Genomic DNA, 25,393 nt, shown 5'->3' on the forward strand with positions numbered 1-25,393 from the left:
GAGACGATCTATACTTTGGGGGAAGTAATCACCAGTTCAATCTCTTCAATCCGCCGATCTTCCATCCGCCGCACCCGAAACTTGAGATTTCCCTCCTCGCAGGTATCACCTTCGACGGGGATTTTTCCCATAATCTGCAATAAGTGGCCAGCCAGGGTGGTTACATGTTCTTCCGGTAGATGTAAATTAAAGCGCCGGTTGACCTCGCGCAGAGGGAGAACGGCATCAAGCAGATAATGCCCTGGTCCCAGCTCCCTGAAACCAACTTCGGCAATATCGTATTCATCGTGAATTTCACCGACAATCTCCTCGACCACATCTTCGAGGGTGACAATCCCCTCCATCCCACCGTACTCATCAACAACAATGGCTAGATGCTCACGCTTCTTACGAAAACTTTGCAGTAACACGCCAATCCGCTTCGATTCCGGGACATAATAGGGACTACGACATAACTCTTTGAGAGAGAATTTTTCCACCGGGCCGACATAACCAAGGATATCTTTGGAATGGATGACTCCGATAATTGTATCGAGATTATCATTGAACACCGGAAAACGTGAATGGCGGGCGTCTCGGGCAATAGCGAGAACCTCTTTATATTGTGCGGAGATGTCGACACCGGTAACCTCAGTCCTCGGGATCATGATGTCGCGCACACGTGTTTCTGACAGATCAAAAATGCCGTACAACATCTTCCGTTGTTCCGCCGCGACAACACCGGATTCCTCTCCGACTTCAATCATCGCCCGGATCTCATCTTCAGAAACAGAAAAGCTTTCCGCATTTTTTTTGCGGATCATACTTGTCATCAACCGAGAAATTGAAGAGACCACAAAGATGAGCGGAGCGAGAACCCAGACCACAAAACGGATGGGATTCAGCACCAGAAAAGACATTTTCTCCGGATATTGCGCTGCATACGTCTTGGGACAGACTTCAGCAAATATCAGCACGATAGGGGTCAGGATCAACACTGTGAACAATTCACCTTGCTCACCAAAGTAGCTGACAAAAAGTCCGGTAGCAATAACCGATGCAGCAATATTCACCAGATTGTTGCCAATCAGGATTCCACTTAAGAGGCGGTCAGGGTTATCCAACAGTTTGGCGAGCTTGTCAGCATTGCGATGTTGTTTCTGTTGCAGAAAAAGCACTCTCAATTTATCGAGAGACAGTAGCGCAGTCTCCGAACCGGAAAAAAAACCAGAAAAGACCAGCAGTAGCAGCAAGACCAGCAAGCGCCACGTTATTTCGTCAGTCATTTATCCCCATGCTCCAAAGAGAATCTGATAGCTCAATTATTCAGCATAAAAGCCTTAAGCCGTGAATCTTAGCGCAAACTCTCCGAAAGGGAAAGGACTTGCTTTCCCTAAGGTGGCAATAAACCCGTCACTGTTACACAACATACAGGGTCGGTTTAGAAGGAGAGGAATTTCCAAGGACTTATACGCCAGACCGCTGCGGCTGAGAACCGGCGGCTGCATCTTCAATCCGTTACCTCCGGCGGCCACGTGATGCTGGTTTTGAACTTTTTGAGCGATCTTTCTTTTGCCAGTCACCTTCTTGTGGTTGTCCCCGTTTGGCTTTTATTTTTTTCGGCTTTTTCGGCTTTAGCTTGGTCGGACGTGTCAACGGCACTTTATGCGTCGGCACAAACCCTGCTTCAACCTCCCGGGTCAAAGTTCGGTTAAGCAATGATTCAATCACCGCGAGCTGATTAACCTCATCGGCACTCACCAATGAAATGCCCTGCCCTGTCAACCCAGCTCGACCAGTACGACCGACGCGATGAATATAATCCTCAGCAACCTTGGGCAGGTCAAAGTTGACGACCAAAGGAAGCCCATTGATATCTAATCCACGTGCAGCAATATCGGTCGCGACTAAGATACGCACCTTATTCTGTTTAAAAGCTGAAAGGACACGGGCACGGACCCCTTGACTTTTATCTCCATGAATAGCTGCCGCAGAAAGATTATCATTTTTAAGGTGATGAACTAACGCATCGGCACCCTTCTTGGTCTTGGTAAACACCAGGATTGAAGACCAGTCGTTACGAGAGATTAGATAGCTTAAAAGCTGGGCTTTCTTCTTCTTATCAACTTCGTAAACCCATTGTTGAACACCTATCGCCGTGGAATTCTTCGGGCTGACATCAATCAACTGTGGCTGGTTGAAAAATGTTTGCCCTAACGCCCTGATCTCAGCAGAAAAGGTCGCGGAAAAAAGGAGGTTCTGGCGCTGGTTCGGCAATAATTTCAGGATCGCCTTAAGCTGGTCACGAAACCCCATATCGAGCATACGATCCGCTTCATCTAAAACCAGCGTTTCGACAGCAGTCAAACGGAGCGCATTCTGGGCATGGAGATCGAGTAACCTTCCGGGCGTGGCCACCAACAGATCGACCCCTTTGCACATTCTCATCATTTGTGGATTGATCTTCACCCCGCCATAAACCACAGCGGTCTTAAGTGACATGAAGCAACTGTAAGCGGCAACATTATCTGCAACCTGTTGTGCCAGTTCTCGTGTCGGCGTCAGCACCAGCACCCGGACATGATTCGCTTTGGCTTTAGGCCCAGTGCTCAAACGTTGCAGCAGAGGAAGAATAAAGCCAGCGGTTTTACCGGTACCAGTGGAAGCCGTGGCCATCAAATCCCGCCCATGAAGAATAGTAGGTATTACTTTTTTTTGGATCGGAGTCGGCTCGACATAACCCTGTGCAGCAATAGCTTTAAGGATCGATTCGGAAAAACCAAAAGTAGAAAACATCTTAAACCCAAACTTGGAAAATTAAATCAAAGGAAAAGAAAACCATATCCGCCTGAGAGGGGATCGATCAACAATAACGGTCAGATCTGAAACAGGATACGCATCTTGGTACTGGAATGGAGCAACACCTTGTGCCATAATTGTTTCACCTCGTTGGCGATGGTTGCATTGTTCGCGCAAGCATTCTATCTCCCCAGCCTTGCTGGAATCAACGAGGTTGTTTATTTTTTGCCTGTTAGATTCAGGTTGCATTCTATTGATCAACCTGTCGCGACGACAATCTCAGAGAAAGACTAAAATCATGACCTCCGCTTCATTCAAATTAATCCGTCAGCAACACCAGAAATTATCCCAACAACTGCACCACCATAGCTATCGCTACCACACCCTTGACCAACCTGAGATTACCGATTCTGAGTACGATCAGTTATTAAAAAAACTTCTCGATATTGAAGCACAGCATCCAGAGCTGATCACCCCCGACTCTCCGTCACAACGGGTCGGCAGCACTCCATTGAGCGGGTTTAGCCCGGCAAAACACGTCACCCCCATGCTGTCGCTTGAGAATGCTTTCAATGGCTCGGATTTGCGCGATTTCGACACGCGGGTCAAACGCTTCCTCTCGCGCACGGAGGATCTGCAATACCTGTGCGAACCCAAGTTGGACGGGGTTGCGGTCGCCTTGACCTATCAGCAAGGAAAATTGATCCGCGGAGCAACCCGGGGAAACGGCTTAACCGGAGAAGATATTACTCAGAATGTCCGCACCATTGGTGCCATCCCGCTCCAGCTGCAAAATGATTATCCAGAGCAACTGGAAGTCCGTGGCGAAATATATATGGAACTGGAAGCCTTCCGGAAATTAAACTTGCAACGCCGTGAAGAGGGTGAAGCAACATTCGCAAATCCACGCAACTTGACAGCAGGGAGCCTACGGCAACTAGACCCGAAGTTGACTGCCAGCCGGACCTTGACAATCAGTTGCTATGGCATCGGTGCAATTTCCGGAGAAATGCCCGCAACCCACCAACAACTCCTCGAAGCGCTGAGTCACTGGGGTTTTAAAGTGAACCTTTCAATTATTCAAACCGCTGACAATATTGAAGCCGTTATCGACCGTTACGCAGAGCTGCAAGCCATCAGGGAAACACTCCCTTACGAGATTGACGGCATGGTCATCAAAGTCAACAGCATCGCCCTGCAACAAGAGCTGGGGGAAAAGAGCCGCACTCCACGCTGGGCCATCGCCGCCAAGTTTCCAGCTCGGCAGGAGCAGACCGTGCTCGAATCGGTGCGTTTACAAGTTGGCCGCACCGGAGCTGTTACCCCAGTCGCGAATCTGCGTCCGGTCAATGTCAGCGGGGTGACGGTCTCCAGCGCCAGCCTCCATAATTGGGACGAAATCTCCCGTCTTGATGTCCGCATCGGCGATACTATCGTCGTCGAAAGGGCTGGCGATGTCATTCCCGACATCGTCCGAGTGGTTCTGGAAAAACGTTCTGGAAATGAGACTTTAATCTCTGAACCTTCCCATTGCCCGAGTTGTGGTTCCAAATTGATTCGGGAACTGGACGAAGTTGTCCCACGTTGTCAGAACCTCGACTGTCCCGCGCGACTCAAGGAATCACTCAAACACTTCTGTTCCCGTGAAGCCATGGATATTGAGGGTCTGGGTGATCGGCAGATTGATCAACTCCTACGCCTGAAACTGGTCAACAGTATTGCTGACCTGTATCGACTGCGACGAGAAGACCTGTTTCAGTTTGAACGCATGGGCGATAAACTCGCAGATAAGTTGTTAAAGGCAATCGCTGCCAGCAAACAACGGCCGTTAGAAAATTTCATTTTTGCCCTAGGGATTCGCCACGTTGGCAAACACCTCGCCAAACTGATTGTTCATCATTTCGACAGTTTGGAAAAGCTGGCGGCCACGACCACCGAAGAACTTCTCGCATTACACGAAATAGGACCGCAGGTCAGCGCCAGTATTGTCCACTTCTTTAATGCTGAAACCAATCAAAAATTACTTCAGGATCTTCAGGAACTCGGAGTCAACCCGCACAAAGAAGAACGGATCAGCGGTGACCGATTTCAAGGAAAAACATTCGTCTTCACCGGAAGTCTTGAGCGCTTCAGCAGAAAAGAAGGAACTGCATTGGTTGAGGCCCAGGGGGGTCGCGTCAGTGGATCGGTGAGTAAAAAAACCGATTATGTCGTTGCCGGCGCAGAAGCCGGAAGCAAACTAACCAAAGCAGAGCAGTTGGGAATCCAAATCCTCAGTGAGGACGATTTCCTTCAGCTGATTGAGCAGGATATTGAAAAATGAGACACGTAAGAGCTGATGTCCGGGTAACCGGCAAGGTGCAGGGAGTCTGGTTCCGGCAAAGCACAAAAAACATGGCTGAACGATATGAAATCACCGGCTGGTGTCGCAACAACTCTGATGGCACTGTTACAGCTGTTTTTGAAGGGGAAAAGCCTGCCGTCGAAGCCGTGATTGAATGGTGTAAAAGTGGACCGGAGTTGGCACGGGTTGATGATTTAGAAGTTCAGTGGCGAGAAGCGACAGGAGATTTTAAGCAGTTTTTTATCCGCTGAGATCAGGACAAGACCATTCCCCGTTCAATTTAAGAGCCATGCTCTGATTGGGTCTGATACAACGGGTCTAATGTTTTCACTAACAATGCTTGGTTGAATGCCTTGGATGTTGTGAGCTCCTGTCGAAAACAGCACCAGGGACAAACCAACCCGATTTATTTAAAAATACCCTGTCAGTGCATCGTTCTTGACGCCAATGCTCCGGCAAAAATCGGAGGAAGTTCTTTGGGGGGCGCGGTGTCAACTTCGAGCATCTCAATGACAAAGGTCAGCTCTTTTCCTGCCAAAGGATGATTGGAATTTAGAGTAACGGCCTCGTCAGTGACTTTATCAATCATAAGCAGCAAGATACTGCCATCAGCCTGAGTAACCTCCAGTTGTCCACCTTCGATCAGTTCGAGGTTTTCAGGCAGATCCGCGCGGCAAATCTCTTCGATCAGGGCGGGGTTGGTCTCTCCGTACGCCTGCTCAGGGGCGATAACGACAGTTTTTGTCTCTCCCTGGAACATGCCAAGAACCGCCGTTTCAAACCCTTTAATCACCTCACCCCGACCAATAATGAATGACAGAGGGCTGTCTTCAGGAGACGCATCGAAAATTGTTCCATCAGCGAGTTTGCCGGTATATTTAACCGTCACAGTGTTGTTGTGAGCTGCACGAATCATGATGACCTCTTTCAATGGAGTATGTTGATTTTCCGGGGAGACACGGCCCAACCGGTTCATCCCGAAGCCGCTCTATGCATAACAAGCCAGGCTTAAGGGGTCAATGGTTTTTAACAATTCAACAGAATTCAGGACCGGATCATTCCCTGATCTGAGGATATGGAGAGCTATTGCAACAACGTTAAAATCCATAGGAGCGCCAAAACACAGGCGCTCCTATAAACTCAATGTGATCGCTAATTAAAGGAAATCTGAGGGGTATTTGTTGCGGTGATCCGTGATTCTTTGGCGCATCTGTGACTGGACCCATTGCTCTCAAGAATAAATTTATTCAGCATCTCCCGCAACTGAGACGCCTGGGAGGAGAGTTCTTCAGCCGCTGCTGCACTTTCTTCAGCGGTGGCAGTATTCTGCTGTGTCACCTGATCTATTTGGGCAAGGCCGGTTGTCACTTCACTAATCCCTTGAGCCTGTTCATTGGCAGCGGTTGAGATCTCTTTGAGAAGATCAGCGACCTTGGTGGTTCCATTGACAATCTCGTCCAACCCTGCGGCTGTCTGTTGTGCTGTCTGAGCACCACGATCGGTTAAGGCCACAGAACCTTCAATCAGCTCAGCTGTTTCCTCTGCCGCTTTAGCGCTCCGTGCCGCCAAGTTACGCACTTCTTCAGCAACGACAGCAAAGCCTTTACCATGCTGTCCGGCACGGGCGGCCTCAACCGCGGCATTCAATGCCAGGAGATTGGTCTGAAAAGCGATCTCATCGATGACTTTAATGATTTTAGATATATTCTGCCCGGCAGCATTAATTTCATCCATGGCATTCACCATCTCTGACATCTGTTGATTGCCTTTTTCTGCTGCCTGTTTCGATTCATTGGCCAACTGGTTCGCCACGGTTGCATTTTCTGCACTGGAACGAACTTGTCCCGTCATCTCATTCATTGAAGCCGAGACTTGTTCCAATGATGAAGCTGACTCAGTCGCCCCCTGTGAGAGAGCTTGACTGGCATCTGCGACCTGTCCTGATCCAGAGGCAATCTGCTCACCGGCAATCTGAATGCCACCAACCATTTCCCGTAATCCTGCCAACATGGTTTTCAACGCGTTACCAAGTTGATCCCGAGGTGATGCGACCCGAATCTCCTGTGACAGATCGCCTTCCGCAATAGCTTCAGCAACACATGCGGACTGGCTGAGACTATCGGCCATAGTGTCTAGAGCTCGACCTAGTTGACCAATTTCATCTTTCTGCTGCAGATTAAGTCGGTGGCTTAAATCACCCTGAGCAATCTCTTCAGTCAACCATAGACCTTTGCGGATCGGAATGGTAATGGCTCTGGTGATAAAAATAGCCACAGTAATACCAAGCAGCAGTGCCATCACTCCTATAGTGATAATCGCCGTTCTGGTTGACTCCGCAGAGGAGATCATTTGCTGATCCGACATGATATTTGCTTCTGTTGTCTTCGTCAGTTGATGCATCAATCCTTGCACCTGATGAAGAGCTTGTTGGGTCTCGGCTGAAAAAATCTTATTAGCTTCCCGCTGCCCCACCAACGCAGCTTTAGCTTCTGCTTGAGCCTGTTGAAACAAGACACTGATTTTAGTTAAAGTCGGCAACATTTCCTGTTTAAAGTAAACTGAAGCTGCGGGACCATCTCCCGCCGCTAAGAGTTGCCCGATATGTTCGCCCTGTTGGTGAAGATCTTCATGCGGTTTCTTTATCTGTTCCAGAATGCTTGCGATGACAGGGTTACCCGAAGCGGCATTTTTGCCACCTTCACCATAGAGAAATTTACCAAAACCGCAAAGTGTGTGGTCAAACTGGACATTCAAACTTTTATCATTATCAATAATGGCGCTCTGTACCGCACTCACCCAAGCAACATGATCGAGCTCTTTCTCGGTCAAGAATTGGGGTAAATGTGGATCAGCAGCGCGATAGACCGCTTTGATTTTACGGGCGGATTCATGCAGTTCCTTATGCGGATGTTCCAGCGCTTTGAGATCTCCAGCCAACGCCGGGACCAGAAGCTCTGCTTCCTTACGCCCCTCGCCATAAAGCCATTTTCCCAGGGCACATTGTGTGTGGTCCATCTGCACATCAAGCTTCGTGACATTGTCATCCGTCAAAAAAGCGGAAACATGCTTGACCCAATTGAGGTGATCAACTTCACGCGCGAGCAGTTCTCCACGCAGAACATTCCCAGCAGCCATTTCTTCACCATTATGGACAGTCCTTGTCAGCCCACTAATCCCCCACAACAGAATAACAAACATAAGAATCAGTATAGAGCCGGCCAAAACAGCCATCTTTGCGCCAATTTTTAAATTCTTCAACATATGTGGTCCTTGTGTACTGGGGAGTCACCCATCAAAAAGTTGACAGGAGACGGATGGGTTAAAAGATATATATGCGAGGTAATATTTACCATATGCCATTAATAAAAATTAACGGCAATTTAACGATTCTTCTCCTAGGTGTAAAGGATTTTATTGCTAAGCATATAAATAATTTAAGTTTTTGCTTTTAGCCCGCCAATACTTACATGACGATCAGATTGAACCGGTTCGAAGACAGGAGGGATGACAATGATAAACCCGATGGCAAACGTCTTGTGTCACATCTTCGGGGAGATAAATACAGGCGAGCGGGTTCTCTGAAAATTAAACCATAGATTGAATTGCGGCGTTGCGACAACAACGGCAGCACTGTCAAGCAGGATGACAATGCTGCCCCGAAGATCCGATCAAGTTTTTGCATCAGCAATTTAAACTTTCATTGCTAACACTGGCTGTTACAGAATACAAGATCTAGAAGAAGTGCGACAGGCCAAGATGAAAAGAGACATCTGGTGAACTATTGACAGCTAGGTCTTCTTCAACAGCCAAATCAAGAAATGTCTTTTGGGTGAGTGCAATGGTCCCTCCGATGGTCAGGATAAGTGCTGGGTCACCAAGCTCCTCCAGATCACTCTCATAGAGTGCCGTCTGGCCATCCATCTGCAGCTTCAAAGCCAACCAGTTATTCGGGCTCCAGCCGGCACCGAGCCAGGCATTGGCGGCCCAGTTCTCCGCTTGTTCTGCCAGGACGTCACCGTCCTCCAGCCAGCTCCCCCCGAGCCCTCCCCAGAAAGAGGCGCTAGCACCATCATCAAGAGTGATTCTGTAATCATGCGCCAGAGACAGGTTCACTCCCCAACCTTCATTACCAGTCATTTTATCGGCTGCACCTGTCGGCACTTTGACGGTAAGATGCAGGGCGCTCGCCATTGGCTGACTGGTTGCCAGTTGCCAGGAGAGCTGCAAACGCAGATCACCAAGACCATTGGCCGAATGGTCAATGTTAAAGAGTTCTTCACCGTTGCGCTGGTAGCGGTAAGAGAGGTCATCATCCGGCAGCTCGTCGCGATCACCTGCTGGCAGGCCGAAAAAGTCATGCCAGTCTTCAATAAATCCATCCAGAGAGCCTTTTTTATGGTTGACCCATGAGAGGTCAAAACCGATCTGGATATTTTCATTCATGCCATAGCGCATTCCGAGGGTTTCCTGCAAAGTTTCGCCATCAAGGTGAATCTGTGCAGCTGCGCTATTATTTGTTGTGGCAAGATTAGCCAGATCCAGATCAAAAGAAACTTTATATTCGCCGACAGCGACCAGACGCGCAGGATCAGCACTAGCTACGCTTCGCACCAAATCAGTCGGAAGCAGATTACGCACCCGATACGGGGCAAAATCAAAAGCGGTCGCATGAAGTGTCGATAACTGGAGAAGACAGGCCAGAAAAAGAATAACTTTCAACATCATGATATCTCCTGTAATTGTTTATGAGGGCACTGCCTTGAGCTAAAAATACATTCCGTATGAACCGCACCTCTTTATCCCTGCTCCCTGCAGGAGGATCTAAACCTTAATCAAACCCTCATTGGCCTTAGGACTGCAAATATTATTTTCTGTATCAATGTATTCTGGATATTGTTTTTTCAAACAGTCCGGGCAAATGCCATGACTAAAGGACGCGTCAGAATGATCTGAGATATACTGTTCCAGCTGGTTCCAGGTCTCTTTTTCATCTCTGATATTTTTGCAGTACATGCATATCGGGATGACACCTTCTAAGGTTTTTATCTGTTCGTTTGCTTTTTTTAGGTCAATAATCGTGGAATGAAGTTTTGACTCGGACTGGATATAATCTGCCGCAGAGCGCTGACTATTCATCATTAAAAAAATGACATTTTGACCTATTTCGCTAACCAGTCCAAACTCCAACTGAATTGTGGACCCGATCCCCGCACTAAAGACAGTCTGAAGGTTTTCTGGCTGCCAGGCAAAGGCTCGAGACAAGATAATTGCACCACGTAATGCAATAAAAATAGCAGCTGAATAGTAAAGCATTTTATTTTCAGGGGTCGAATGTTGAATCAGAACCCACGAAATTGAGATAGATAAGAGAAAGAGGACGGCGCTGACAATGCTCGTCCGAATGTCGATACGGTCAAAAACAAAATAGAAAATTGAGGAGGCCAGAACAACGAAGACGGGAATGGCATACAACGATTTATTTAGACTTTTCCCCTGAAGAAAGCGCTTAATAGCATCCAAACGGATCACGGCCGCCAGAGTAAAAAAACCACTTACAATAAAAATACTCAATTCTAATGGAATCGTTCCACGAGCGACGATGGCTAAAAAACCCAATGTCATGGTCAAAATACTAAAAGTCCACAATCTAAAACCGTTATAAGTTTTTTGCTCAAGGTCGTATACAAAAAATGCACTACAAAAAAAAGTACTAACAAAGATACTTGATAATATTAATATATTTACGTCGATCATTGGGCCCTTTAAAATAATTCGGAACACATGAAATTATGCGATTTTTTGGCGTATCGTTTCCTGTCACCCATCTTTGAAATGAGTATTTCCGATTAATCATCAGATTAGAGATCTGAAGTATTTATGATCATTCCAGGCCCAACGTCGAAGAAATCCCATCACTGCCTTCAATTCGAGCCTCAAAAACGTTAACCCTCAATATTTTTCTACACCTTGGTCAAAATTTCAGCACCCTCAGCGGTCACCAGCACAGTGTGTTCAAACTGTGCGCTGACGCTACCATCCGTTGTCGTAACCGTCCAGCCATCAACTTCGGAAGTTTCGACAGCAAAACTTTTCCCCAGATTGATCATCGGCTCAACCGTGAAGATCATCCCCTCTTGCAGTCGGATTCTGTTTTCAGGGCTGTAATGGTGCAGAACATGGGGATCTTCGTGGAATTTTTTGCCGATTCCATGACCACCGTAAGCTCTGACAATAGAATAATTGAATTTATCGATATACTTCTCGATAGCCTTCCCTACTTCGTATAGATATTTCCCCGGTTTAATCGCAGCAATTCCCCGATACATGGCTTTTTCGGTTCGATACACCAATTTTTGTATCTGCTCATCAACACCACCGATCTGAAACGTATAAGAAGTATCTCCATGATAACCATCGACGATAAGGGTAATATCGACATTGACAATATCGCCACTTTTGAGGATCTCTGTTTCTGACGGGATGCCGTGACAGACGACATTATTGATCGAGGTACAGATACTTTTTGGAAAGCCGTGATAATTCAACGGCGCGGAAATTGCCCCGTGTTTCTGGGTAAACTCTTCACAAAGATCGTTCAAATATTGGGTCGAAACGCCCTCCTTAACAAAGGGACCAATATAGGCCAATAATTCGGCAGCGAGTTTTCCCGCCCTGCGCATTTTCTCTATCTCTTCCTGAGTTTTAATAACAACCATCATTCTCTCCAGTCTTGTTGAAAAATTTACTCAATCCTCAAACATCGACAACTTGAATCGCCATCGATCTTTGCATGGTCTGAAATACCTGTCGCAATTGTCTATACTTCAGTCGAAATGAAGCACAGTGGTCTTTTTTACCTAATCGACAGGCATCATAATATTGTTTCCAGTAAAAATACAATTGATCGCCCCGTTGATATTTTTTTATTTCTCGACAGCGCTATTTCGAAACGGTCGATAGAGCGGATCACCAATCAAAATCATTTGCCATGACAAATAAGGGAGGCTTAAAAAATAGCTTTCAGCCAAAGTATAGTAACCATCGAGCAAAAAACCAAAAAATAATTCCGGTGGCGGGAACCCCTGGACATAGGGTTCCGCAACAGGGCCGATCGTTGCAGCAACACCATCCTCTATCATCCGCTTGCACCAGACCTGGCTCCCCGGTTTTTTCAAGGTTGTACATTCACTGCTGGCTATATGATAACCAACCGCCCCTGGTTGCCAGTCAAAAGCATCAACATATTTCCCCAAACTGTACCAACCACAATAAAGGGCTGCCTGAGAAGCCTCACCTGCTTGCAAGAGAGCCTCCTCCTGATTCAAATGGACAGGCAAAGAACTTAATTCTCTACTCACCTGTGCCGCGTTATGAATAGAGGCGTCATACCGGGCATATCCCTGCAAATTCTTCTTGTCGGGGAATGGCCACCGCGCATCAAAATAAGCATGCCCCGACAAGCCCTGTTTCTCCACTTCCAAGCTGTCATCTATTATCCTGCGGACCATTTCAGGGGTTGGCGCATCAAGCCGCGAGACAAACAAAACCTGATCCTTTTTGAAGGGGAGCTGATCGCGCTGTTTTTGAAAACCGACAAAAAAAGGGTTGGGCAACCAACCTTCCAATGGGTAGCTTCGATTGAGAGACAGGGCTATTTCCGAGTCAACCGCTGCACCCTGCTTTTGTCGTTGCGAATCAAGTTGCGTTTGAGGTTGCTGTAAATCCTGTCGCTCTCGCCATTGCTGCGAAGTCAACTCTGGAGCAGAAACACGTAAAGGAATCCCATAAAACAGCAATAAAGTACGGATCTTCGCCCCTTGCTGGTGAGCTAAAAACTTACGCAGAGGGACCAGTAAGTTGTGTTGATACTCTTCACGACTACATTCTTCCTGATCAGGCAGGTGGACAACAAGAAGGTTCGCCGTGGGAATCTGGCGTTTTTGACTGTAGTAGCGGGCAAGCTCAATGCTGGCAGGGACATTCTGATTCACAATCAGCAGGATCTCTTCCGGCTGCAGTGCCTGAACCGCTTCAGGCCTCCCCAGACAAAGAAAAAAAAAGAGGATAATCAGGGCAGATTTCACGACAGCTACCGCAACCCTAATGATTCTTTATAGACATCACTACCGGGAACCCCAAACTCTTTTGCAACCTGCTTGACAATCTCTTTCCAGCTCAGGTCGCTCTCTTGTCGTAAACGCGTCAAAGCGTCGATGACAGTCCCCTCTGGTGGACGTTCTGGAGCAGCACCAAGGAGCAGAACAATTTCACCTTTAACCGGGTTCTGAGAAAAGTAGTTCTGAGCTTCGCCAATGGTTCCGCTGAATAATTCTTCATGCCGCTTGGTCAGCTCTCGGGCAACCGCAATAGGTCGGTCAACACCACAGATCGTAGCCATATCGGCAAGACAGACGATGAGACGATGGGGGGCCTCATAACAAACGATGGTCTGTGGCTCCGCTTTGATCTGCTCGAGAAATTGGCAACGCCCGTGAGTTTTTGTCGGCAGAAAACCGACAAAACGGAAAGCATCAGTCGGTAATCCAGAAATTGAGAGGGCAGTAATCACCGCCGAAGGACCAGGGACCGCAGCGACCACAACCCCTTCCATCCTGCACCTGGACACCAGACGATAGCCGGGATCGGCAATACAGGGAGTTCCGGCATCACTGATCAATGCGACAGATTCACCGGCTTTAAGTTTCACAAGCAACTGGGTCGAACGAGATTCCTCATTATGTTCATGATAAGAGATAAGCGGAGTATTGATCCCATAATGGTTGAGTAGTTTCCGGCTATGACGAGTGTCTTCTGCCGCAACAAGGGAGACCTCCTCTAAAATTCGCACCGCCCGATAGGTTATATCTTCAAGATTACCGATCGGCGTCGCCACCACGTAGAGAGTTCCGCTCACTCTAACCCCTCCAGTTGTTCCAGCCAGAGGGTCACAGCGGCATCACTTGGCATACGCCAGTCACCTCGCGGCGACAGTGCCACGGTACCCACTTTGGGACCATCGGGAAGACAGGAACGCTTGAATTGTTGACTAAAAAAGCGGCGATAAAATTGACTTAACCATTTGCGCAGCTCAGGACGAGAATATTGATCAGCAAAAGCCTGCGCAGCCAACATCAACACCTTCTTCGGCGGAAAATGCATCCGCACCACTTGGAAGAGGAAGAAATCGTGTAACTCATAAGGGCCAACAACCTGCTCAGTCAATTGATCAATATTCCCATCAACGTCAGGGGGTAACAGTTCTGGTGAGACCGGAGTTGCACAGACATCTTCTAAAATCGTGGAGATACGACCACTGAACTCTTCCTTGGAGCACCAATCGACGAGATAGCGGACCAAAGTTTTTGGCACTCCACAATTGACGGCATACATCGACATGTGATCACCGTTATAGGTGCACCAGCCAAGGGCCAGCTCAGATAAATCTCCCGTACCGATAACTAAACCGCCAGCCTGATTCGCGACATCCATTAGAATCTGTGTCCGTTCTCGCGCCTGACTATTTTCATAGGTAATATCATGAACATTGGGGTCATGCTCAATGTCACGGAAGTGTTGCAGTACTGCTTGATCAATCGAAACAACCTTGAGGGTAACCGCCAGCTGCTGTGCCAACTCTTCAGCATTACCACGGGTGCGCTCTGTCGTCCCGAACCCCGGCATGGTCAACGCGATGATCCCCTTGCGGTCAAGCCCAAGACGATCAAAGGCCTTAACAGACACCAGCAATGCTAACGTGGAATCAAGGCCGCCGGACAGACCGATCACCACTTTCTGAGATCCGGTATGACGTAACCGTTTCATCAACCCACTCGTCTGCAACAGGAAGATCTCCTGACAACGAGCGGCCCTCTCAACATCATTGGGCGGGACAAAAGGGGTTCGGACAATTGGGCGACACAATCCAATCACCGCCAGAGGATGAATCTGAAACGGTTGCACCCGAAAGGACAGTTCGGGGTCTCCAGCAGCGAACGTATTATTACGCTGCCGTTCCCCCAGCAGACGATCAAGATCAATATCTGCCCAAGCGATCTGACTATCAAACTGGAAGCGTTCTGTCTCAGTCAGAATCTGTCCGTTTTCAGCAATAAGAGAATGGCCAGAGAAGACCAAATCCGTGCTGGACTCATTGGGTCCTGCAGAGGAGTATGCGTAAGCCGCGAGGCAACGGGCCGACTGCGATGCAACCAGGGTGCGGCGATAAGCGTGCTTACCGAGGATTTCAGGGCTAGCAGAAAGGTTCAATAACAACGTCGCCCCTGCCAAAGCCTGAGAACTGCTGGGGGGGACAACCGACCAAGCATCTTCACAAATCTCTATGCCGATCATTGCCGCAGGAAAATCATCGGCCTGAAACAGCAGATCCGGACCAAAAGGAACCGCTTCGGAATTAATCAGGATAGAATCAACGGACCTTTCACTGGCAGAAGAAAACCATCGTTGTTCATAAAATTCACCGCTGTTGGGTAAAAATGATTTCGGCACCAAGCCACAAATTTTTCCACCAGAAATGAACGCGGCACAGTTAAACAGACGCCCGGAAACAGAAACTGGAGCCCCAACCACCAGCGTTATCTGTTCACGCGCCGAAAATTGAGCTAATTGCGATAAGGATTCGACAACTTTGTGTTGCAACTGTTGCTGAAAAAAGAGATCCGCACAGGTATAACCCGTCAGGCACAATTCCGGGAACAGGACTATCTGACACTGCTGCTGCTGAGCTTGGCGGGCAACTTTAACAATTTCAGCGAGATTGAAGGCGACATCGGCAACCTTCATCTCTGGGGTCGCAACAGCGACCCGTAATAATCCATAATCGACGAGATTAATAGTCGCCTCTATACTTTGATCGAGCATGCTCACTCCCGTTCAATGACTTTGGTGATTTCAAGTAGATAACGAAAAGGCATCATCCAAATGGGTAATCTGCACATTACCGTTGCCCGCAGACAAAACCGCAACGACATCAAATCGTGGTTGTAACTTGCCACATTTATGCTCTTGCAGGTACCATTGGCAGGTCCGAATAATCTGCCGTTGTTTGCGGATGCCAACAGCTTCCTGAGGAGAGCCAAAAGTAACTCCACGGCGCGTTTTCACTTCAACAAAAAGGAGATATTTTTTATTCTGGGCAATAATATCAATTTCACCGACTGGCGTACGATAATTGCGCTTCAGAATTTTCATCCCCTGCAAGCGCAAATACTCTGCAGCCCGATCTTCCCCCCATGCGCCTAAAGCCAGTCGTGCTTGACTCACAAATCCCCCCACCCAAACAGGGTAAAATTTAAAAACTGCGGTTTCAAATCATTGCTTATAGTAGCATTGTTTAAATCCAATTTATATGTATTTTCAGGTCAAGAACTCGTGGATTATCGACAGCATTTTACGTATGATCCTGCATCAATCAAAGTGATAGCAAAACAAAACAGGAGTTGCTGATGAGACAGAAGTTGATTTGTGGGGTCGATGAGGTTGGCCGTGGGGCCGGCGCTGGTGAAATTTATTGTGCCGCAGTCATTCTGAATGGAGAAAACCCGATTTCGGGCATCACCGATTCGAAGAAACTCTCGGCAAAAAAAAGGACAACCCTCGCGCAGGAAATCAGGGCTAAGGCCACCGCATGGTGTATTGCAACCGCAAGCTTAGAAGAAATTGTTGAGCTTAATGTTCTGTATGCGACAATGCTGGCAATGCAAAGAGCCGTTAACGGACTACCGGTTAAACCAGATAAAACCTATATTGATGGCAACCGGGCACCGCAACTTGAAGGCGAGGTAGAAACTGTTATCAAGGGAGACCTTAAAATCATTGAGATAGGAGCGGCATCCATTATTGCCAAAGTTGCCCGGGATGAAAAGATGATTGAATTACATCAGAGCTACCCAGAATACGGTTTTGACCAACACAAAGGTTATCTGACTAAACAGCACCTAGATGCGTTACAAAAACACGGCCCTTGTGCAATCCACAGAGTGACCTATGCACCGATAAAAAGAGTTCTTAACAACCATTGAATGAAGTCAGGAGAGAGGTCCCAAGATATGGACACGTTAGACAAGGCAAGATGACTTAATGCAGTAAACGATAAAAAGGAAAAAAGTGAAGCATTCAATCAATTAAAACGACAAAACCCCGCCTGAGATGATCAGGCGGGGTTTCATTTTGCAAAAATCGAGATCAAACCATACGTTTTTCAGAAATCCGCGCAGCCTTACCACGAAGATTACGCAGGTAATATAATTTAGCCCGGCGTACTTGACCGACACGAACAACTTCGATCTTGTCAATACTTGGTGAATGTAGAGGGAAGATCCGCTCCACGCCAATAGCGCCAGACATTTTACGAACAGTGTAGGATGAACCAAGACCACGATTAACACGCTTGATACAAACACCTTGAAAAATCTGAATCCGTTGTTTTTCACCTTCAGTAATTTTTACATGGACCTTAAGGGTATCACCAGCTTTAAATTGTGGGATATCCTTTTTAATCTGTTCCATTTCCAGCATATCAATAATATTCATTGGTAATCCTCCTGAGTTTATCTCTCAAACCGTTTTATCTGTCTGTTAATTATGTGAAAATACGTTTTTAAATAATATTGTTACTCATCAGTTTTCAATTTATGACGCAACAAATCCAGAACCTTCTCATCCTGTTCCGTCAACAAAACCTTTTCCAAAAGTTCAGGTCGGCGTTGCAAAGTACGTAACAACTGTTGCTCTCTGCGCCAATTAGCAATCCTGCCATGGTCCCCAGAAAGGAGGACATCCGGAACTGCCATCCCGTTAAAAACGGCTGGACGGGTATATTGCGGATACTCCAAGAGACCATCAACAAACGAATCTGTCTCCGCGCTGCTGCTGCTACCAAGAACTCCCGGTAAATGACGGCAGATCGCATCGATCATGACCATTGCTGGAAGTTCACCACCAGTCAAGACAAAATCTCCAATTGAAAATTCTGCGTCGACCAGAGTCTGCCTGACCCTCTCATCAAACCCTTCATAACGGCCACAAAGAAAAATCAAGTTCTCTTCGTGGGCCAACTCACGCGCATGCTGCTGTCGAAAAGGAACCCCCTGAGGAGTCATCAACAACACCTTCGCTGTCGGAGCTTGCTGCTTTAATTCTGTAATTGCCTTTGCTATGGGCTCAGGCTTCATCACCATCCCATCGCCACCACCATAGGGGGTGTCATCGGTGGTCAGGTGTTTCCCTTCAGCCCAAGAACGTAAATTGTGCGCTCGGACTTCAAATAATCCCTGTTTGATCGCCCGCGCCAAAATACTTTCCTGCAATGGCGAAACAAACATCTCAGGAAAGAGGGTCAATACATCAAAGATCATAGTTGCTCTGGGAGCAACCCATCAGGAAGATCAACCTGCATAATTCCCGTTTCCAAATCGACAGCTAATACAAACTGACGAACAGCAGGGATTAAAATTTCTCCCAAATGGCCTCTGACAACATAAGTGTCATGAGCAGCGGTGCTAAGGAGGTCCCTAAGAGTACCAATCTCACCGCGGGTCTGGTCGACAACCTGCAAACCGTCTAACTGTCCCCAGTAATATTCACAGTCACCTAAACGAGGAAGGGAATCCTCTGCTAGCAAGACCTGGCTTCCCACAATCGGTTCAGCTAAATCAATCGACTCGTATCCTTGCAAACGCAAGAGAACCCGGCCCTTGTGTAAAACCTGCCGAGTGATGGCGACCCTCTGCAGATCCCCAGAGGGTAAACGCAAGAAAACCTGTTTCAATGTCATCAGGAGATCAGGATCTCCTGAGTTCAAATGAATCTTGAGATCTCCACGTAAACCATGAGTTCCAACAACGGCTCCAATTTCGAGCAGAGGTTCAGTCATTATATTCAAACCAGCCTAAAACAAAGTTGAACTGCACTTATTCCATAATCTGCAACAGGGCATGACGATTCTCACGCGTTGCCTTGGCATTCAACAATGTTCTCATTGCCTTAGCATTACGCCCTTGCTTACCGATAATCCGGCCCATGTCATCTGGTGCGGCGGCAAGTTTAATGAGAATATTACCGTCATCTGCAATTTCTTCAGAAACGACAATCTCATCAGGCTGCTCTACCAGTGACTTGGCAATATGCTCAATCATGTCTTTCATGGGTCATCCTCCGGGTTGCTATATTAAATTGGCACCGGATAGAGACCACGAACAAGCGATCAGGCTTCAGCAGTCGCCTTAGTCTTGAACTTGGCCCAGACTCCGGCATGCCGCAAGAGGCGTCGCACGGTATCAGTAGGTTGAGCTCCCTTATTCAGCCACTCAAGGGCACGTTCCTCTTTGAAGTTCAGGAGAAAATTTTCCTCACGTGGATTATATTGCCCCAAATCTTCAATAAAACGACCATCCCGAGGGAAACGCTCGTCGGCTACAACGACTTTATAGACCGGCTTCTTCTTTGCGCCACCACGGGCGAGTCTAATTTTTACTGACATACTGTCTTTCCTCCTGGTGTTTCTTTTTATTGCCTGTTTATCGAACAGGATATTTCAATGTATCACTATCCGCCGTTTTAGAATGGAAGCTGACCACCTTGGCCAAACATCCCCTTGAGCCCTTTTGGACCCATTTTCTGCATCTTCTTCATCATTTTTTGCGCTTCAACGAAACGCTTCAACAACTGATTCACATCTTGAACGCGCGTCCCGCTACCCTTGGCAATCCGTAACCGTCTGGAACCATTCAAGATTTTATGATTTAAGCGTTCACGAGGCGTCATTGAACGGATGATCGCCTCGATTTTTTTCATTTCATTTTCAGGAAGCTGCGCCCCTTGAGCTTTTTTAAGTGCTTTACCGGCCCCAGGAATCATTTTTAACAGCGAATCCATTGAGCCCATTTTCTTGACCATCTGCATCTGCTCAAGGAAGGTCTCAAGGGTAAAACCATCCTTGCGCAGTTGTTGCTCCATCGCAGCAGCATCATCAGCATTAACAGCGTCCTGAGCCTTTTCAATCAGACTAAGGACATCCCCCATACCGAGGATGCGTTGCGCCATCCGGTCAGGATAAAACTGCTCCAGAGCATCAAGCTTTTCCCCCATACCAACCAGCTTGATGGGTTTACCTGTCACTTCGCGAATGGATAAAGCTGCACCACCACGAGCATCACCATCAAGTTTGGTCAGGATTACTCCGGTCAGCGGTAACTGCTCATCAAAGCTAGCAGCAACGGTAACAGCATCCTGACCTGTCATCGCATCAGCGACGAACAAGATCTCTTGAGGTTGAACTTTATTGACGATCCGTTGAAGCTCGCCCATCAACTCGGTATCAACATGGAGTCGACCCGCAGTATCCAGAATGATCGTATCAAAGCCGTTGAGTTCTGCGTACCTTAATGCCTGATCACAAATATCAACCGGATCTTGCCCTGCCTGCGAGTCAAAGACTTCAACATCTAGCTGACGTCCTAAAGTTTTAAGCTGTGCAATGGCCGCGGGACGATAGACATCCGCTGGAACCAGCATTGGATTACGTTTTTCACGCCGTAGTTTCAGCGCCAACTTGCCACAGGTTGTCGTTTTACCAGCACCCTGTAACCCACAAAGCATTATTGGCACAGGAGGCTTCACCGACAAGTTAAGGGTGTTATCTTCCCCCTCACCCATCAACCGGGACAGCTCTTCACGAACAACTTTAATCACCTGCTGTGCAGGGGTCAAGCTCTTCAGAATCTCCTGGCTGGCAGCTCGCTCACTCACTTTAGCGATAAAGCTCTTAACCACACGAAAGTTGACATCAGCCTCAAGAAGCACCAAGCGGATCTCCCGCATTGTCTCCTTAATATGCTGTTCGGTCAGACGCCCATGTCCACGCAGTTTCTTAAAAACTGAGTCGAGTTTATCAGAAAGTGTATCAAACATACCGCTCTATCGTAGAATCCAAAAAAGAGTAAATATAAAAAACAGTGGTCCCTATTGTCAAGCAAAAAGCCCGACAATACAGGTTGTTCCACCCTAAAAATATGGCTGTTCACACTAGATCTGGCGCAAATATTTGCCATCCTGCCGCAACCAGACTTCTATTACATCAATCTTTGCCTCGGCCAAGGTTCGCAACACATCCGTTTGAATCTGACGAGGATACCTGACAACCATACCACAATCAGCGCTCAAAGACCGTGGCACGGGGACGAGCAAAACATCCAAATGTTGATCCTTAAGAACTTTCTCCGCCTTCATCACCCTATGTATTGAGTGAAATATTGCGACGCAATCCCCTTCATCAATCACCAGCCACCACCCCAGTCTAAGAGTCCAGCCGCGCATAATGACACGTTTACCAAGACCATGCAACCCCAATCACCTTGAATGGGAAATTGACAGAGATCCCCTCAAAGAGTAGAGTATCGGCTCTTTTCAACACTCCGCATAAAAGGACAAGACACTTGCTTCCAGATCAAACTTTGGCACTTGCCATCCTCCTGTTTTTTTCTTTTGGTAGCAACCTACTGCTAGGCTACTTTCGTGAAGTGAGTCGCAAATTCTCAATCCAGTGGTTCATCCTTGTGCATGCGTCGATTCCCTTCATTATTCTTTTGCGGGTGACCCTCGGGTTCAGTTGGCTCTGGATCCCTTTCACGCTTGGATGTGCTGTTGCAGGCCAAATCCTCGGCGGCCGATTTCGCAAAAAGGCACTGGAATGAAACGCAGCGATCGCCCCCCTATGAAGCATGCCGAAAAGGTGAGCTTCTTACTGAAGCGGATATTAGGGCAACCCGGTTTCGGTGAGCAACTTAACCGCCATCAAGCCTGGCTAGTGTGGGATCAACTGGTTGGCGAACAGATAGCTGCTCGGGCCAGGCCCTTCAAGCTGCGCCAAGGGGTCCTTGAGGTGCAGGTTGACCACCCAGTCTGGATGCAACAATTACAGATGATGAAACCACAAATTCTGGAAAAAATTGCCGCCAAAATCCCAAACGCCGGAATTACCGATATCTACCTACGGCAAACGCGAAAACCGCAGACATACTCCCCCAAAAAGCAAAAAACAACACCAGAGCCACAGCCTTGGGAAGGCATGGAATTGACGGAAGCCGAAAAGGACTCCATCGAAGAGAAAGTTTCCCCGATTGCCAACATGGAACTACGGCATGAACTGCGCAAACTTTTCACCCGGCAGAAACAATTGGATAAATGTCGGAAGGATTAATCAGAGGGCGAGCCGTACATCTGTAAAATTTCGGTTGAATAATTCCGGCCACTCCCACTAGCGGCGTAAACATACAGAGGTTCTTCAACTCGCAAGCCGGATCGTCCCCCCTTACACCCCTCGACCAAAACCATCCTGGCATCTTTTCCTTGCCGTGGATGCACCATCCTCAGGCGCTTTGGCTCCAGTCCGGCGGAGGTCATCTCAAACAGCAGCTCAGATAGACGTTCTGCGAGATAAATCACCGCAAAGCGGCCGCCATTCCTCAACAACCAACTCGCAGCAGCAATAAAATCCACGAGACCTCCGAAGACCTCGTGTCGCGCGGCAGTCCGTTCTTCTTTTGTTGAAACCCTGCCAGAACCTGGATGACGATAAGGGGGATTACTAACGACTAAATCTGCACCGCCCCCCGCAATCGTGCCCTTCAGATCCCTGATATCATGATGGAGAATGGTGATCCGTCCTTGATAACCATTAAGCTCGACATTCCTTACGGCACGCTCCGCCAAAGAAGTCTGTATTTCTATACCCACGAATTCTCGGGCCTCGCTCCGACATGCCAAGAGCAGTGGCAACACTCCCGAACCGGTGCCAAGATCAAAAACTGTTGCGCCCTTTTGAACAGATGCAAAAAATGTCAGAAGTACGGGATCAAGGGAATAACGGTAACCATCTTTGGCCTGTAGCAGCTGTAAATGACCAATTGACAGGGTATCCAGAGTCTCTCTCATAGCAACTCATCCACAAAAAAAAGGCCGGCCTGATATAAGTCAGGTCGGCCCTTCAACGAGATATCAAAGAAACTACTTAACGTGACACTCTTTACACTTGGTCGGACCTTTTTTCATCTCTTTATGACAGCCCTTACAGTTGTTATGAATGGCTGATTTATACTTGAGCTTTGCGCCATCATCTTTAGCACCATGACAGCTATCACAAGCTTCATAAGTACCAGTGTGATGACAGGCGGCACAATCAGAAGCAGTTTGATGCTTGGCATGATCAAAAGTAACAACACCAGTTTTTGCTTTGTCCATTTTGATGACAGCAGGACCTTTGTCAGCAGCAATGGCAGTGAATGCTGTGCAAACAAAAGCAACAATAGCCAGAAGTACGAGTAACTTTTTCATTGATAATTCCTCCCTTTTATTTAAATGTTAAGAAACCGTTAGCAAATTAAATCAAACATATCGCAGCTGTCAATTGAAAAGCGTATATTGTATACAATTTATAGCTGACTAAATCAGTCCATCTTCAGCCATCTTTTTTTGCACCAGAGCCGACTTTTTAATCACTCCGGCAGCCATATCTTTCTTGAATTGCAGCAGTTTTTTCTCCAGCTCGGGGTCTTCTGTTGCCAGCATTCTGGCAGCAAAGATTCCGGCGTTACGTGATCCGGCTAAACCAATGGCCATAGTCGCGACGGGAATCCCAGCGGGCATCTGGACCATGGCCAAAAGGGCATCGAGGCCACGCATTGAGGTTGCATCAATAGGCACTGCAATCACCGGCAACACAGTCTCTGCCGCGACGACTCCAGCAAGGTGGGCTGCGGCGCCAGCACCAGCAATCAGCACCTTAATCCCTTTATCTCGAGCGCCACGAACATACTCAATCGTCCGTTCTGGGGTACGGTGCGCACTGGAAACAATCATTTCGAAGGGGATATCGAACTGTTTTAAAACCTTGGCGGCCTCGACCATGATGTCATAATCGCTGTCACTTCCCATCAAGATACCCACCACAGCTGTCTGTTTACCCATGACTAAAACTCCTTTAATTAGCGGTTCAGTGCCTTGGCACCAATATCTCGGCGATAGTGTACCTGATCCCAAGAGATGAGAGCGACTCCAGCGTAGGCTGTTTTAATTGCATCGCTGACACTATCTCCCAGTCCGGTCACACCGAGGACCCGCCCCCCCTGATTGACAATTTTTCCTTGTTTCAACGTGGTCCCAGCATGAAATACCATCAAATCTTTGATTTCAGCCGCCTTGTCCAAACCACTTATAGGCAAGTCCTTTGCGTATGCTGCGGGATAGCCACCGCTGGCCATCACGACACACACCGCGGCCTTGTCATACCACTCGATACGATCTTGCGTTAACTCACCACGGGCGCAAGCAAGCAAGACGGGGACGATATCTGACTTCATCCGCATCAGCAGAGGTTGTGCTTCGGGATCACCAAAGCGGGCATTATATTCAACCACCCGTGGTTTCCCATCCTTGATCATCAAACCGACATAAAGAATCCCGCTGTATGGGCAGCCATCTTGCGCCATCCCCTGAATCGTCGGCTTGACAATCGTTTCAACAATAACCTGATAGAGAGCATCGGTGACGACTGGAGCGGGGGAATAGGCCCCCATGCCACCGGTATTAGGTCCTTCATCATTGTCATTGACACGCTTATGATCCTGCGATGAGGCCAGCGGAAGAATATTTTTGCCATCGGTGAAGGCAAAGAATGAGGCCTCTTCGCCATCCATAAATTCTTCAATGACAACGCTACTGCCAGCCGCGCCAAAAACCTGATCGAGCATGATATCATCAACAGCAGCAATCGCCTGTTCTGCTGTCTGGGCGACAACAACCCCCTTACCGGCGGCTAAACCGTCGGCCTTGACAACAATCGGAGCCCCCTGCTCCAGAATATATGAAACTGCAGCCGCATGATCAGTAAAACTCTGATACTTCGCTGTTGGAATATTATAGCGAGCCATAAGATCCTTGGAAAAGCCCTTGCTTCCTTCAATTTGAGCGGCGGCTTTATTGGGCCCGAAAACCAGCAAGCCAGCGGCCTGAAAAATGTCGACAATACCCATCGTCAACGGAACTTCAGGACCAACCACCGTCAGATCAATCTGCTCCGCCAAAGCAAAGTCACGCAAAACTTCTATCTCTTCAACACCGATATGAACACATTCTGCTAACTCAGCGATCCCCGGATTTCCAGGGGCACAATAAATATGTTCCACTAATGGCGACTGGGCAATTTTCCAGACCAAAGTGTGCTCACGACCACCCCCGCCGACAACCAGAACCTTCATA

27 protein-coding genes are annotated in these 25,393 nt (G+C 47.8%); 5 read left to right on the top strand and 22 right to left on the bottom strand.

Annotation, left to right across the window (positions count from 1 at the left end):
* Positions 1 to 8: 8 nt before the first annotated feature.
* Together BLU87_RS07665 and BLU87_RS07670 are read right to left on the bottom strand one after the other, a co-directional pair.
* The gene (locus BLU87_RS07665; protein ID WP_092346372.1) at positions 9 to 1,265 is read right to left on the bottom strand and encodes an HlyC/CorC family transporter; all 1,257 of its coding nucleotides are present in this window, start codon (positions 1,263 to 1,265) and stop codon (positions 9 to 11) included.
* Between the two features lie 232 nt (positions 1,266 to 1,497).
* On the bottom strand, positions 1,498 to 2,775 hold the full coding sequence (locus BLU87_RS07670) for a DEAD/DEAH box helicase (protein ID WP_092346374.1): 1,278 nt from the start codon (positions 2,773 to 2,775) through the stop codon (positions 1,498 to 1,500).
* 301 nt (positions 2,776 to 3,076) lie between these two features.
* Between BLU87_RS07670 and ligA the strand changes: the two genes are divergently transcribed.
* Both ligA and BLU87_RS07680 read left to right on the top strand, forming a co-directional pair.
* Positions 3,077 to 5,101, top strand: a complete 2,025-nt coding sequence (gene ligA, locus BLU87_RS07675; protein ID WP_092346376.1) for an NAD-dependent DNA ligase LigA — start codon at positions 3,077 to 3,079, stop codon at positions 5,099 to 5,101.
* Entirely contained in the window at positions 5,098 to 5,373 is a 276-nt protein-coding gene (locus BLU87_RS07680) for an acylphosphatase (RefSeq protein WP_092346378.1), read from the top strand. The genes ligA and BLU87_RS07680 overlap by 4 nt, the downstream gene beginning before the upstream one ends.
* A gap of 173 nt (positions 5,374 to 5,546) precedes the next feature.
* On the opposite strand, the gene BLU87_RS07685 is transcribed toward BLU87_RS07680, so the two are convergent.
* The 9 genes from BLU87_RS07685 to BLU87_RS07725 form a co-directional block, all read right to left on the bottom strand.
* Complete coding sequence (locus BLU87_RS07685; protein ID WP_092347034.1) at positions 5,547 to 6,038, bottom strand: FKBP-type peptidyl-prolyl cis-trans isomerase; 492 nt, start codon at positions 6,036 to 6,038, stop codon at positions 5,547 to 5,549.
* A gap of 236 nt (positions 6,039 to 6,274) precedes the next feature.
* Positions 6,275 to 8,383 carry a methyl-accepting chemotaxis protein gene (locus tag BLU87_RS07690; protein WP_092346380.1) on the bottom strand — a complete coding sequence of 703 codons (2,109 nt, stop codon included), beginning with the start codon at positions 8,381 to 8,383 and terminating at the stop codon, positions 6,275 to 6,277.
* A 471-nt stretch (positions 8,384 to 8,854) separates the two neighbouring features.
* A complete protein-coding gene (locus tag BLU87_RS07695; protein ID WP_092346382.1) occupies positions 8,855 to 9,847 on the bottom strand; it encodes a DUF3187 family protein in 993 nt (330 codons plus the stop codon).
* 96 nt (positions 9,848 to 9,943) lie between these two features.
* On the bottom strand, positions 9,944 to 10,876 hold the full coding sequence (locus tag BLU87_RS07700; RefSeq protein WP_139167494.1) for a hypothetical protein: 933 nt from the start codon (positions 10,874 to 10,876) through the stop codon (positions 9,944 to 9,946).
* Between the two features lie 206 nt (positions 10,877 to 11,082).
* On the bottom strand, positions 11,083 to 11,838 hold the full coding sequence (gene map / locus BLU87_RS07705) for a type I methionyl aminopeptidase (RefSeq protein WP_092346386.1): 756 nt from the start codon (positions 11,836 to 11,838) through the stop codon (positions 11,083 to 11,085).
* Between the two features lie 207 nt (positions 11,839 to 12,045).
* Positions 12,046 to 13,206, bottom strand: a complete 1,161-nt coding sequence (locus tag BLU87_RS07710) for a TIGR03790 family protein (RefSeq protein ID WP_175498298.1) — start codon at positions 13,204 to 13,206, stop codon at positions 12,046 to 12,048.
* Between the two features lie 5 nt (positions 13,207 to 13,211).
* Positions 13,212 to 14,036, bottom strand: a complete 825-nt coding sequence (gene rsmI, locus BLU87_RS07715; RefSeq protein WP_092346390.1) for a 16S rRNA (cytidine(1402)-2'-O)-methyltransferase — start codon at positions 14,034 to 14,036, stop codon at positions 13,212 to 13,214.
* On the bottom strand, positions 14,033 to 16,000 hold the full coding sequence (locus tag BLU87_RS07720; protein ID WP_092346392.1) for an NAD(+) synthase: 1,968 nt from the start codon (positions 15,998 to 16,000) through the stop codon (positions 14,033 to 14,035). Before BLU87_RS07720 ends, rsmI begins: the two co-directional genes overlap by 4 nt.
* Before the next feature lie 30 nt (positions 16,001 to 16,030).
* Positions 16,031 to 16,402: a YraN family protein gene (locus tag BLU87_RS07725; RefSeq protein ID WP_092346394.1), complete on the bottom strand. Its 372-nt coding sequence runs from the start codon at positions 16,400 to 16,402 to the stop codon at positions 16,031 to 16,033.
* A gap of 182 nt (positions 16,403 to 16,584) precedes the next feature.
* Between BLU87_RS07725 and rnhB the strand changes: the two genes are divergently transcribed.
* The gene (gene rnhB, locus BLU87_RS07730; protein ID WP_092346396.1) at positions 16,585 to 17,160 is read left to right on the top strand and encodes a ribonuclease HII; all 576 of its coding nucleotides are present in this window, start codon (positions 16,585 to 16,587) and stop codon (positions 17,158 to 17,160) included.
* A 163-nt stretch (positions 17,161 to 17,323) separates the two neighbouring features.
* Here the strand turns inward: rnhB and rplS are convergent, their stop codons facing one another.
* The 7 genes from rplS to BLU87_RS07765 all read right to left on the bottom strand — a co-directional run bounded on the left by rplS (position 17,324) and on the right by BLU87_RS07765 (position 21,481).
* Positions 17,324 to 17,671 (bottom strand): 50S ribosomal protein L19, encoded by a 348-nt coding sequence (gene rplS / locus BLU87_RS07735; protein WP_092346398.1) that lies wholly within the window; start codon positions 17,669 to 17,671, stop codon positions 17,324 to 17,326.
* Positions 17,672 to 17,751: 80 nt separating this feature from the next.
* Complete coding sequence (trmD, locus tag BLU87_RS07740; protein WP_092346400.1) at positions 17,752 to 18,495, bottom strand: tRNA (guanosine(37)-N1)-methyltransferase TrmD; 744 nt, start codon at positions 18,493 to 18,495, stop codon at positions 17,752 to 17,754.
* Positions 18,492 to 19,013 (bottom strand): ribosome maturation factor RimM, encoded by a 522-nt coding sequence (rimM, locus tag BLU87_RS07745; RefSeq protein WP_092346402.1) that lies wholly within the window; start codon positions 19,011 to 19,013, stop codon positions 18,492 to 18,494. The genes trmD and rimM overlap by 4 nt, the downstream gene beginning before the upstream one ends.
* Before the next feature lie 37 nt (positions 19,014 to 19,050).
* Positions 19,051 to 19,284 carry a KH domain-containing protein gene (locus tag BLU87_RS07750; RefSeq protein ID WP_092346404.1) on the bottom strand — a complete coding sequence of 78 codons (234 nt, stop codon included), beginning with the start codon at positions 19,282 to 19,284 and terminating at the stop codon, positions 19,051 to 19,053.
* Positions 19,285 to 19,343: 59 nt separating this feature from the next.
* The gene (gene rpsP / locus BLU87_RS07755; RefSeq protein WP_092346406.1) at positions 19,344 to 19,619 is read right to left on the bottom strand and encodes a 30S ribosomal protein S16; all 276 of its coding nucleotides are present in this window, start codon (positions 19,617 to 19,619) and stop codon (positions 19,344 to 19,346) included.
* A gap of 77 nt (positions 19,620 to 19,696) precedes the next feature.
* Positions 19,697 to 21,049, bottom strand: coding sequence for a signal recognition particle protein (gene ffh, locus BLU87_RS07760; protein WP_092346408.1), 1,353 nt, complete (start codon positions 21,047 to 21,049; stop codon positions 19,697 to 19,699).
* 114 nt (positions 21,050 to 21,163) lie between these two features.
* Positions 21,164 to 21,481: a putative Se/S carrier protein gene (locus tag BLU87_RS07765; RefSeq protein WP_245706417.1), complete on the bottom strand. Its 318-nt coding sequence runs from the start codon at positions 21,479 to 21,481 to the stop codon at positions 21,164 to 21,166.
* 92 nt (positions 21,482 to 21,573) lie between these two features.
* Here BLU87_RS07765 and BLU87_RS07770 point away from each other — a divergent pair, with 92 nt between their 5' ends.
* Both BLU87_RS07770 and BLU87_RS07775 read left to right on the top strand, forming a co-directional pair.
* Positions 21,574 to 21,831, top strand: a complete 258-nt coding sequence (locus BLU87_RS07770) for a hypothetical protein (protein WP_092346410.1) — start codon at positions 21,574 to 21,576, stop codon at positions 21,829 to 21,831.
* The gene (locus tag BLU87_RS07775) at positions 21,828 to 22,337 is read left to right on the top strand and encodes a DciA family protein (protein ID WP_175498299.1); all 510 of its coding nucleotides are present in this window, start codon (positions 21,828 to 21,830) and stop codon (positions 22,335 to 22,337) included. The genes BLU87_RS07770 and BLU87_RS07775 overlap by 4 nt, the downstream gene beginning before the upstream one ends.
* Here BLU87_RS07775 and BLU87_RS07780 read toward each other — a convergent pair.
* The 4 genes from BLU87_RS07780 to purD all read right to left on the bottom strand — a co-directional run bounded on the left by BLU87_RS07780 (position 22,334) and on the right by purD (position 25,392).
* Positions 22,334 to 23,071, bottom strand: a complete 738-nt coding sequence (locus BLU87_RS07780; RefSeq protein ID WP_092346414.1) for a tRNA1(Val) (adenine(37)-N6)-methyltransferase — start codon at positions 23,069 to 23,071, stop codon at positions 22,334 to 22,336. The two genes, BLU87_RS07775 and BLU87_RS07780, sit on opposite strands and share 4 nt — an antisense overlap.
* A gap of 72 nt (positions 23,072 to 23,143) precedes the next feature.
* Positions 23,144 to 23,470, bottom strand: a complete 327-nt coding sequence (locus BLU87_RS07785; RefSeq protein WP_092346416.1) for a cytochrome c3 family protein — start codon at positions 23,468 to 23,470, stop codon at positions 23,144 to 23,146.
* 108 nt (positions 23,471 to 23,578) lie between these two features.
* Entirely contained in the window at positions 23,579 to 24,103 is a 525-nt protein-coding gene (purE, locus tag BLU87_RS07790) for a 5-(carboxyamino)imidazole ribonucleotide mutase (RefSeq protein ID WP_092346418.1), read from the bottom strand.
* Between the two features lie 17 nt (positions 24,104 to 24,120).
* Positions 24,121 to 25,392: a phosphoribosylamine--glycine ligase gene (purD, locus tag BLU87_RS07795; RefSeq protein WP_092346420.1), complete on the bottom strand. Its 1,272-nt coding sequence runs from the start codon at positions 25,390 to 25,392 to the stop codon at positions 24,121 to 24,123.
* Position 25,393: the final 1 nt, after the last annotated feature.

Source organism: Desulfuromusa kysingii (assembly GCF_900107645.1).
Lineage (GTDB): Bacteria > Desulfobacterota > Desulfuromonadia > Desulfuromonadales > Geopsychrobacteraceae > Desulfuromusa > Desulfuromusa kysingii.